The sequence below is a fragment of the Nostoc sp. NZL genome (assembly GCF_015714705.1).
Classification (GTDB): Bacteria; Cyanobacteriota; Cyanobacteriia; order Cyanobacteriales; family Nostocaceae; genus Nostoc; species Nostoc foliaceum_A.
The window spans coordinates 24598-35643 of the sequence record NZ_WBKL01000160.1; the positions used below are offsets into that span (position 1 = coordinate 24598).

At 39.9% G+C, this 11046-nt stretch carries 10 protein-coding genes; 6 read left to right on the plus strand and 4 right to left on the minus strand.

Annotation, left to right across the window (positions count from 1 at the left end):
* Positions 1-30 precede the first annotated feature (30 nt).
* Together hemE and F8R90_RS23210 are read left to right on the plus strand one after the other, a co-directional pair.
* On the plus strand, positions 31-1092 hold the full coding sequence (gene hemE / locus F8R90_RS23205) for a uroporphyrinogen decarboxylase (protein WP_196512640.1): 1062 nt from the start codon (positions 31-33) through the stop codon (positions 1090-1092).
* A 183-nt stretch (positions 1093-1275) separates the two neighbouring features.
* Entirely contained in the window at positions 1276-2229 is a 954-nt protein-coding gene (locus tag F8R90_RS23210) for an NAD-dependent epimerase/dehydratase family protein (RefSeq protein ID WP_196512641.1), read from the plus strand.
* A gap of 8 nt (positions 2230-2237) precedes the next feature.
* Here the strand turns inward: F8R90_RS23210 and F8R90_RS23215 are convergent, their stop codons facing one another.
* On the minus strand, positions 2238-2954 hold the full coding sequence (locus F8R90_RS23215; protein WP_196512642.1) for a hypothetical protein: 717 nt from the start codon (positions 2952-2954) through the stop codon (positions 2238-2240).
* Between the two features lie 495 nt (positions 2955-3449).
* Between F8R90_RS23215 and F8R90_RS23220 the strand changes: the two genes are divergently transcribed.
* Complete coding sequence (locus F8R90_RS23220; protein ID WP_196512643.1) at positions 3450-5048, plus strand: B12-binding domain-containing radical SAM protein; 1599 nt, start codon at positions 3450-3452, stop codon at positions 5046-5048.
* A 414-nt stretch (positions 5049-5462) separates the two neighbouring features.
* Here the strand turns inward: F8R90_RS23220 and F8R90_RS23225 are convergent, their stop codons facing one another.
* On the minus strand, positions 5463-6731 hold the full coding sequence (locus F8R90_RS23225; protein WP_196512644.1) for a tetratricopeptide repeat protein: 1269 nt from the start codon (positions 6729-6731) through the stop codon (positions 5463-5465).
* Positions 6732-6994: 263 nt separating this feature from the next.
* On the opposite strand from F8R90_RS23225, the gene F8R90_RS23230 reads away from it, so the two are divergent.
* Complete coding sequence (locus tag F8R90_RS23230) at positions 6995-8143, plus strand: DUF711 family protein (protein WP_196512645.1); 1149 nt, start codon at positions 6995-6997, stop codon at positions 8141-8143.
* Positions 8144-8145: 2 nt separating this feature from the next.
* On the opposite strand, the gene F8R90_RS23235 is transcribed toward F8R90_RS23230, so the two are convergent.
* Positions 8146-8814, minus strand: a complete 669-nt coding sequence (locus F8R90_RS23235) for a 2OG-Fe dioxygenase family protein (RefSeq protein WP_190896290.1) — start codon at positions 8812-8814, stop codon at positions 8146-8148.
* 261 nt (positions 8815-9075) lie between these two features.
* Here F8R90_RS23235 and sfsA point away from each other — a divergent pair, with 261 nt between their 5' ends.
* The gene (sfsA, locus tag F8R90_RS23240) at positions 9076-9801 is read left to right on the plus strand and encodes a DNA/RNA nuclease SfsA (protein ID WP_196512646.1); all 726 of its coding nucleotides are present in this window, start codon (positions 9076-9078) and stop codon (positions 9799-9801) included.
* Between the two features lie 189 nt (positions 9802-9990).
* Here the strand turns inward: sfsA and F8R90_RS23245 are convergent, their stop codons facing one another.
* Positions 9991-10392: a fasciclin domain-containing protein gene (locus F8R90_RS23245; protein ID WP_196512647.1), complete on the minus strand. Its 402-nt coding sequence runs from the start codon at positions 10390-10392 to the stop codon at positions 9991-9993.
* Positions 10393-10850: 458 nt separating this feature from the next.
* Between F8R90_RS23245 and F8R90_RS23250 the strand changes: the two genes are divergently transcribed.
* A partial coding sequence (locus F8R90_RS23250) for a transposase (RefSeq protein WP_196510141.1) occupies positions 10851-11046 on the plus strand: 196 nt, incomplete at its 3' end.

Here is an 11046-nt window from a genome sequence, read left to right on the forward strand (position 1 = left end):
ATAAAAATGTGACTTAGGATGAAGTAATAAATGGGTGTTTCTTTAACGACTCCTCATCTCTTACGGGCTGCTCGTGGTGAAGTAGTAGATCGTCCCCCTGTCTGGATGATGCGACAAGCAGGACGATATATGAAAGCATATCGAGACTTAAGAGATAAGTATCCTTCGTTTCGCGATCGCTCCGAAATTCCTGAAGTAGCAATTGAAGTTTCCTTGCAACCTTGGAGAGCCTTCCAGCCAGACGGAGTAATTTTATTTTCTGATATTGTCACCCCATTACCTGGTTTGGGCATTGACATGGATATTGCGGAAGGTAAAGGGCCAATCATTCACTCACCCCTCCGCACTCAAGAACAAATTGAGCGTCTGCATCCTTTAGAACCAGAAGCAGCTCTACCATTTATTAAGACAATTTTGCAGGCGTTGCGCTCCGAAGTGGGCGACAAATCAACGGTGTTAGGTTTCGTGGGTGCGCCGTGGACATTAGCAGCTTATGCAGTTGAGGGAAAAGGTTCTAAAACCTATTCCATCATCAAAAACATGGCATTCTCAGACCCGACGATACTGCATCAATTGTTAACTAAATTAGCAGATGCGATCGCTATCTATGCCCGCTATCAAATTGACTGTGGTGCTCAAGTTGTGCAAATGTTTGATTCTTGGGCGGGTCAATTGAGTCCTCAAGATTATGACACCTTTGCTCTCCCCTATCAGCAGAGAGTTTTCCAGCAAGTCAAGCAAACTCACCCCGATACACCATTGATTTTGCTAGTTAGCGGTAGTGCGGGTGTGTTGGAAAGAATGGGACAATCTGGCGCTGATATTGTCAGTGTAGACTGGGCCGTGGATATGGCAGACGCACGGGCTAGATTGGGCAAACAAGTCAAAGTTCAAGGAAATCTTGACCCAGGTGTGCTATTTGGCTCTAAACAGTTTATCCGCGATCGCATTCTCGATACCGTTCGCAAAGCTGGTAATTGGGGTCACATTCTCAATCTCGGTCACGGTGTCTTACCAGAAACTCCCGAAGAAAATGTTGCTTTCTTCTTTGAAACAGCAAAGGAACTGAATCTTGCAGGAGTTAAGGGTTAGAAGTTATGAGTTATGAGTTATGAGTTAGGAGTTATAAACTATTCAGTTGCGAGGTGCAGAGTTCTTTTTTTATTCTTAACTCCTTACTCCTCACTCCTAACTTGATTCATGGCTTCTGATTTGGAACTTTTAAGTTTATTCTTAACTCTTTAGTTTTAACTCCTAAATTTTGAAAAATTCTCTATGAGCCAGAAACGGATTTTAGTGACTGGTGCAAGTGGTTGTGTAGGTCATTATTTAACAGAAGCCTTAATTAAAGAAACAGATCACGAACTGTATCTACTAGTTAGGAACCCAAGCAAACTGCAAGTTGATACTAACGCCCGTTCAGGTATCAACGTTTTACAAGGCGATATGCAAAATATTCGCCAGTTTGCCGATTTGCTATCCACAATTGATACAGCAGTACTCACAGCCACAGCTTGGGGTGGTGATGAGACATTTGATATTAATGTCGTCAAGACTATAGAGTTGCTCGAACTACTAGATCCAGAACGTTGTCAGCAGGTGATTTATTTTTCGACAGCTAGCGTTTTAGATCGGTACAATCAACCATTAAAAGAAGCCGGGGAAATTGGGACAGATTACATCCGTTCTAAATATGAGTGCTTACAGAAAAAAGAAAAATTAGCGATCGCACCTAAAATTACCACAGTATTTCCTACTGTAGTGTTCGGCGGTGATGCGAATAAACCTTATTCTGCTGTCACATCTGGCATTCCAGAAGTTACAAAATATATTAATTTGATTCGCTTTCTAAAAGCAGATGGTAGTTTTCACTTTATCCACGGACGAGATATTGCCACTGTTGTGCGATATTTAATTGATCATCCTGTTAAAAATGATCAACCACGTCAGCTTGTTTTAGGTCAAGCACCGTTAACTGCTAATCAAGCAGTGAAAGAAGTTTGTGCTTATTTGGGCAAAAAGATTTACTTTCGCATTCCCATATCTATAGCATTGGCTAATTTGATTATTATTTTGTTCCGCATTCAGATGGCCGCTTGGGATCGGTTTTGCATGAAATATCGGCATTTCACTTATGAAAAGGCGATTAATCCTGATAGTTTCGGCTTGCCAAATTATTGTGCAACCATGAGTGATGTTTTAAAAATTAGTGGCGTTAAACGTGCATGATAAAATATCTATTCTTTGCTAATGATGGCGGTCATTTCTGGCGGAGATAAGCCGACACAAGCTGCCAGTTCTTCCAGTGTCAATCGTTCGCGTGTGTTTGCTTCTAACATAGATGTTGCAGCTGCAACGTAATCAGGATTAGCAAGATGATTGACATTCTTGGGAAAAGTTGCTTGGGAATAAAGGCTGGCAATACCGGAACCTACAGTAAATTTTTGTATTTGATAAGTGGTAATTAGAGCTGCTTGACGTGCTTGGAGATAGGCAACATAAGATTGCACAATAGCTAATCTTTTTTGCTGTCTAGCTTCCTTCCAACGAGCTTGCAAAACAGGAAGCTGCTGAAAAGTACTGATGAATTTAATCGGGTCTATTGTAACAGTTAAGGCAAAGCTGTTTTCGCGCTCCGATGGCGAATTCGGTGATGTTGATATCGTAGTTAGAGCCGGAGATAATTCAATAGCAACGACATCTCTAAAAGCATTCAATCCCATTGCAGCTTTTGTTTCCAGAACTTGGGCTGAATTGCGTTCAGCAATAGCTACTAATTGCTCAATGATTTTGAGATCCTGCTGTGTAATCTCAGTTTTAAGTAAGTTAGGTTGATTACCATAACTGGACTTATCTTCGGATGCAACCACAGGAAATGTAGTACTGATAAATGTAACGGCAAGGAGAATCCTGAAACTTTGTGCAAAAGCTTTTGAGAGCCATTGTGCGATCATCTGATTGATTTATTCGGAAGCGTTACACTTGTTTTCTAATTTGCTTCTCTTTTCACAATACATCTAAATGATAATATTTCTTATAAATGTGGAGTCTTTTTCAAGAAATCTAGTCAGTAGATGGTGATCAGCATCAGTCTGCAAAGCCTTTTAATCAAAGGTTTGGATATCTGCTCAGGATTGTAGCGATTAATATTCCTAAGAACTTTTAGTGATAGTGCTGAACACATCTAGCGATCGCCTGTGACGGTTGCATAAGTTCTGCTGATATGCATTTAGTTTACAGTCTAGTTGTAGTAAGGGAAGCCAGAAATATCTTGACTCCTGTTTCAACATGTTTTTCTTTTTGCCGATTAGCTACCAGAATTCCAGTCCCTAGTTGCGCATTTGAGGTAAAAATATCAATGGTAAAATAAAACAACTTTAATAAAAAGTCAATAACTCTTTATTTTCGTTAGAGTGGGATAACAATCAAAGTGTGAGGATTGATACTACATGCGAATCTTGTTAGTGTATCCAATATTTCCCAAAACTTTTTGGTCTTATGAAAAAATCTTGGAGTTAGTTGATCGTAAGGTTTTATTACCACCTCTGGGTTTAGTAACAGTAGCCGCGATTTTGCCCCAAGAATGGGAATTCAAACTGGTCGATCGCAACATCCGCCCGGCAACAGAAGAAGAGTGGGCATGGGCAGATGTAGTAATCCTCTCTGCGATGATTGTCCAGAAACAAGATTTACTTGAGCAAATCCAGGAAGCAAAAAAACGTGGCAAGCTAGTCGCAGTTGGCGGCCCGTACCCCACTTCTGTACCTCACGAAGTTGAAAATGTTGGCGCAGATTTTCTGATTCTGGATGAAGGGGAAATCACTCTGCCCATGTTTATTGAGGCAATCAAAAGGGGAGACACATCTGGCACTTTCCGCGCCACAGAAAAACCTGATGTGACAAGCACACCAATACCCCGCTTTGATTTATTAGAATTGAATGCCTATGACATGATGTCGGTGCAGTTTTCGCGCGGGTGTCCCTTCCAGTGCGAATTTTGCGACATTATTGTTCTTTACGGGCGCAAACCGCGCACAAAAACCCCAGCACAACTGTTAGCAGAGTTAGATTGCCTCTATGAATTGGGTTGGCGGCGGGGTGTGTTCATGGTGGATGACAACTTTATTGGCAACAAACGAAATGTAAAATTGTTGCTGAAAGAGTTAAAAGTCTGGATGGCAGAACACAAATATCCCTTCCGATTTGACACGGAAGCTTCAATTGACTTAGCCCAAGACGCTGAAATGTTGGAGTTGATGGTTGAGTCTGGTTTCTCGGCGGTGTTTTTGGGAATCGAAACGCCGGATGAGGATAGTTTGCAAATGACCAAGAAGTTTCAAAATACTCGCAGTTCTCTAACTGAGGCAGTGCAAACCATCACCAAAGCCGGATTGCGCCCAATGGCTGGGTTTATTATTGGGTTTGATGGCGAAAAAGCAGGCGCAGGCGATCGCATTGTTCGCTTTGCAGAACAAGCAGCTATTCCCTCTACTACCTTTGCCATGTTACAAGCGTTGCCTAATACCGCGCTTTGGCATCGCCTGAAAAAAGAAGGACGACTCCGGGAAAATCAAGATGGCAACATCAACCAAACAACATTGATGAACTTCCTTCCCACCCGTCCTCTGGAAGAACTTGCACGAGAATATATTGAGGCATTTTGTACTTTATACGATCCAGTACAGTACTTGGATCGCACCTACCGCTGTTTCTTGATGATGGGTTTGCCAAGTTGGAAAGCGCCAGCGAAAATGCCAGAGTGGGTGGTTGTGAAAGCGCTGCTGATTGTGATTTGGCGACAAGGAATCAAACGGGAAACCCGCTGGAAATTCTGGCATCATTTGTTCAGTATTCTCAAGCGTAACCCTGGAGTTGTTGAGCATTACATCTCTGCTTGCGCCCACAACGAGCATTTTCTAGAGTATCGCCAAATTGTGCGCGATCAAATTGAAAGTCAGCTAGCTGAATATCTAGCACAAGGTGCAGAACAGCCTTATGTGCTAGTGAAGGAAAAAGCTGAGGAAAAAGCTGAAGCGGTAGTTAGTTAGTTTGATTAGAAAATAACAATTGATCAATCACATTTTCACCCGTCCATTTATACGGGTGAATTTTCGTGTGTAGTGGCGTTTCTGAATGAAGGCAGTTCTTGGGGAGGTCAGTTTTCCTCCTACCTCCTGCCTCCTTCATATTTCAATACGCTTGGGTTAAGGCTTAACTCTTTGTCAAACAAAGTCAATTTTTTAACGAACCGCAAAGGACGCATAGACACGAAGTGGCTTCCCGTTCGCGTAGCGTCTCCGAAGGAGAAGGGTAGGGCGCAAAGGAAGAGAAGAAAGGGAAGAAATGCTTAACTGAACTGTAAGCTAATCGTCATTCATTCTTCCAGACTGATTCGCTTGTAGTAAGGGCTTCAGCCCTGGTTTTATGCAACTTAAATGCTCATTAGCTTATTGCTTCATATTTTATCTACCGCGATCGCGTTCTAAATCATCAATCACTTTTTGCAAATACCACTCATCTGACATCCCAGGATAATAATCTTGCTTCTGCTGAATTAATCGTTCGGCAATTTCCCAATATCCCCCAACCATTTGCAAAAGCCGTTGACGTAGTAGGTTATATTTTTGCTTTTTTGACTGTGGACTAAATTTTTGGATTTTTTCTAGGCTACTTAAGACTTGTTGATAATTTCTCCAGTCTTCTTGTTCACAAAAAATACTCGCCGCCCGTTGATAATTCTCCACAGCGTTTTGCATTTCTTCTATGCAAGTATAAGCAATGCCGCGATTGTAGTAAGCTTGAGCATCATCAGGATTGATTTGTAGCGCTTGGGTGTAATCTTGAATTGCACCAAGATAGTTGCCCATTGCCCGATAGGCATTACCTCTGGCAATATAGATTAAGGGATCTTCGGGTTGCATCTGGAGTGCTTGGTTGAAGTCTGCGATCGCACCTTGATGATCTCCCAATACAGAACGGGCTTTGCCTCGATTGCGATAGACAATGGCATCTTGAAAATTTAGTCGCAATGCTTGATTAAAATCTGCGATCGCTTCTCGATAATTCCCCATTTTGCAACGCACAACCCCACGACAGCAGTAAGCTTGGGCATCTTGCGGATCGGCTTTTAATATCCAGTTTAAATCGGCGAGTGCCTCTTGGGTATCTCCCTTTTCAGCTTTTTCTAATAATTGTGTGAAATATTCCTTTGTGGATAAAATTGGCGCATTTGGGGAACGTGATTGCTGTACAGCAGGTAATTCTTTGGGTTGTAGCTGTTTAATTTGTTCCAGACACAGACGACAATTGTCTTTATCTTGTTGTTCTAGATATAATTGTGCAGCTTTTTTAAAGTTAGCGATCGCATCTTGAATATACCCCTGTTTGCGCCGCACTATCCCCCGCAAATTATAAGCAGCAGCGTAGTTGAGATTGAGACGAATCGCGCGTTCAACATCCTCTAGCGCCCCAGACAAATTTTTCAGCGCCACCCTTGCCAATGCACGACAATAATATGCCTCTACACTTTCAGGATTCAGTTTCAGAGCTTCTGTATAATCTGAAACGGCTTTAAGTATTGCTCCTGAGTCATAATGTGCCAAACCCCGTTGTAAATAGGCTTCGGTAAAGTAAGGTGTTAATTGTAAAGCATGGTTAAATTCCTCAATTGCTCCAGCATAGTCTTTTCGTCTAGCCTTTTCCAATCCTCTATTGTAGAATTCGTTATTCATGGCATTTGTTTGGTTGATTCAGTTAATTGAATTCCAGCAGGCTTGCTTCATAGCCTAACCTATGCACTCACTCTTAATATTCTAAGTATTCAGTGTGGTTTTGCTTCATTTCGTATTTTCAATGAATTAAAACGAACACATGCCGTAAATTTTATCGGCAGGATTAACCAATTAAATATTGTACACCTCCAGATTTTGGAGTTAGATTTAGTGCAAATATCAGCTACAACTTTGATTAGTCCTATCAATAATAAATTATCCCAATGAAAATCAGAACTATCACAACAGGTATATCACTTCAATCTTTACAAGAACATGAAAAAATTAAGCAAGCGGCTGACTTTAATCAGCAAGCACAAATTGTATTTGAAAAACAAGGATATGAGGTACAAACAACTAGAATAGCCACTAATACCTGGGAAGAATATCTGCAAGGCTTGTCAACAATTGAAATTATCCATGAAATTAAAATTCTCGAACAACTTTGCCAAAGTCTGAATATCAGCTTCTTCAATATTGGTTATGCCAGCCAACCCGAAACCATAGAGATAATTCCAGATATTAACAAAAATACATCAATTATTTATTGCTCTAGCAAAATTGGGGATAGGGAAACTGGCATCAATTTTAAGAATGCTAGGGAATCTGCCAAAGCTATTAAACGTATTTCCCAAGAAAGTGAAAATGGCTATGGTAACTTTCGCTTTTGCGCATGGGCAAACTGCCAGCCAGATATTCCCTTTTTCCCTACTGCATACCATACAGACAATACATCTTTCGCTATAGGTTTAGAATTATGTGACTTGGTAATGCAAGCATTTTCCCAGGCTAATAATCTTATAACAGCAGAGCAAAATCTGCAATTATTTTTAGAATTAGAGTTAAATAAAATCGCAGTTATTGCTGATAAAATATCTAATGAATTTGCCGTTAATTATAAAGGAATTGATACATCTCTAGCTCCATCTTTGGATAAGAAAAACAGCATTGTTTTTGCTTATGAAAAATTGATGAGTGGCAAGTTTGGACATTCGGGAACTCTAGCAATTTCTGGGATGTTGACTCGTGTGTTGAAAAGCGTATCAGTAAAAATCTGTGGCTACTCTGGGCTAATGCTTCCAGTTTGTGAAGATGTTGGATTAGCTACCAGAGCTAATGAGCAAACCTATGATATTACAAATTTATTATTATATTCAGCAGTTTGTGGCTGTGGATTGGATACAGTTCCGATTCCAGGTGATATAACAATAGAAAAAATTTCAGCTTTATTAATTGATATGGCAACTTTAGCCATCAAGTTAGATAAACCACTCTCAGCAAGATTATTTCCGATTCCAAATAAAAAAGCTGGGGAAATGACTACATTCAATTCCCCATATCTCGTAGATTGTAAAATATTTACAGTTGACTAAAATTATTCTGAAAGCAAGCTGGGAGAAGTCAGCACAAAAACATCCCTACTTCCCTGAGCATCAATCTGTGGTTTTATAGGAGTGGTAAAGTGGAAAAAATCATGATCATTGACCAATAAAAGTTCTCCTGGATTTAGAACTTTGCTAAACACAGGCTTTTCTTTTTTGGCAGTATACAAATGTGTTTCTCCACCTTGAATATTATCTCTATCTACTGAGAATATGCCAATAAAATCAGTACCATCTTGATGTATGCCTTCAGGTGCTGGATTACCCAAATTATCTGGTGAACAAATAGTTCTTATTTGATGAATTCCAATTTCAGCTTCAGGATGAAGTTTACAAGAATCACTAAATGCTAAGACAAGATTTCTAAAAATATCAAGTTCTATGAGTGCATCATCTAATTCTGCAAACTCTCTTTTTATATCACCCACTAATGGATTATACTCTTTACTTTGCAAGAGGTAGCCATGAGGTAATTTGATTAACTTATTTCCAGAGACTGTGAACCGAGATAATCTTCTCGAACGATAGTTACCTTTGATATAAGGGTCAATAGGCATATTACTAAAAAATGCCTTGAAACCTTCTGGATTGATCGAATTTACTTTTCTTAGAGTAAACAGAAAAGCATATTCTAATTCCGTTGATGTCCACACTTTTTGCATAGGATTTACCTCCTTGCACGTTGAAATTCTCCCGGATTTTTTATGGGAGGCTTATAACACTTAGTATATGCTACTTTTTATTAATATGTTGTAAATTTAACTACAAAAATTGACACTTTGTGATATATAAAGTTACTCAAATTCTGTCACAGGGCGGAGTAATATTCATGGGTGTATGAGTAGCAGCTGAAAAGATTTGCTGATAGGGGTTCGGTTGCTAAGGAATCGACGTATATTTACTAGCAGCAACAAGGTTTTATAATGATTGACTGGCTTTACCGTTATCCACCTTTGTATCCTGGTATTTTACTCAAGCGCTACAAGCGGTTTTTTGCTGATGTTCAACTTACTTCTGGCGAAATAGTGACAGCACACTGTCCTAATACAGGGCCAATGACTGGAGTCTCGACTCCTCAAAGTGCGGTACAGCTTTCCAAAAGTGATAATCTTAACCGCAAATTGGCTTACACTTTGGAACTAATTCAGGTACATGACAACGAGCCGACTTGGGTAGGTATAAATACTTTTTTGCCCAATCGAGTGGTAAAGCTAGCTTTGGCAAAACATCTTTTTCCAGAATTGGGTGAGTATAGCCAAATAAAGGGCGAGGTAGTTTATGGGCTAGATAAAAAAAGTCGAGTGGATTTTTTCTTAACGGGGAGTGATGAGGAACGCCCGATTTATTTAGAAGTGAAAAATACAACTTTGTCTGAGGAGAGATTAGCCTTATTTCCCGACACGGAAACTACAAGAGGACAAAAGCATTTGCGAGAACTAATGGCGCTGCTACCTCTAACTCGTGCGGTGATGCTTTATTTTATCAATCGCGGTGATTGTACCGAGTTTTCTCCTGGCGATCGCACAGATCCTGTATATGGTAAATTATTACGGGATGCGATCGCTCTTGGTTTAGAAGTTTTACCTTGTCGTTTTGACATTTCCCCCGAAGGTATCCGTTATTTGGGTTTGGCAAAACTAAAAATTTGATTACATCTAATTAGAGACTAGCAATTGCAACATCTCTACACCCATAAAACAATAAATCCATCTAGATACTGTCTAGATGGATTTGTTGGTAGTTGGCGTTAGCTAAAAAACATCCAACCAGACTGTAATGGAGAAACGACTATAGTTAGTCACCGCCCCAAAAATAGCATTCGCTATTCTGACGTTTGCTTATGCAGGAATCAAAACTGTGTCAATCACGTGGATGACACCGTTATCAGCAGCAACATCTGCTGCTGCAACTGTTGCATCATTGATTTTAACGCCATTAGAAGCGTCAATTTTTACATCTGAACCTTCAACTGTTTTAGCTGTCTTCAGTTTAGCTACATCCGCAGCTAGTACCTTCCCTGAGACTACATGATAGGTCAAAATTTTCTTGAGCTTTGGAATATCTTGAAGTAATGCGTCTACTGTACCTGCTGGAAGCTTATTAAACGCTTCATCAGTGGGTGCGAAGACGGTAAATGGCCCATCTCCTTTCAGTGTATCTACTAGACCAGCCGCTTGGATTGCTGCAACTAGTGTCTTGAAAGAACCATTATTAGTGGCAGTATCAATTATGTTGGCCATGTGCTTTACCTAGTTCTGTGTAACTTGTTACAAATCTAAACTATTTGTTTAATAAAATCTATCTATCGTTGGGCGTAAGTCAAATCAAATTTTTTATTGATATCATAAAAGTTTGTATATATTTTTATACAAATAAAGAATTATATGTACATTGTCTGGGCGAATGAGTTGCAAACACTCCTGGATGCGATCGCTGTTAACTAGTAACAGTACTGCACTCTTTTTACTAAAAAAGATGTAAGTATAGTTATATACAACAAACAACTTATCACACTAATGCTTTTAGTAATTGTGTTCAAATACGATGCAAATAGCGTAATTTTTAATTAACATCAAAAACATCCCTTCAAAAACGAAAATTTTACCTCTGCAATTGTCAATATTTTTTGACCTAGGGCGTGTCATCAATTAGGTAAACTAAAATCAGTGATGCTTGGGATAAGCCAAATAGAGTTCTAATGACTCGACGTTATGCGCTACGAGATGACCAGTGGGAGAAGATCAAAGACTTACTACCTGGACGAAGAGGATATGTGGGTGTGACAGCCAAAGATAATAGGTTGTTTGTAGAAGCAGTGCTGTACCGTTATCGGGGAGGGATAGCCTGGAGAGACCTCCCAGAGCGATTTGGAGATTTCCGAGTGATTCATACTC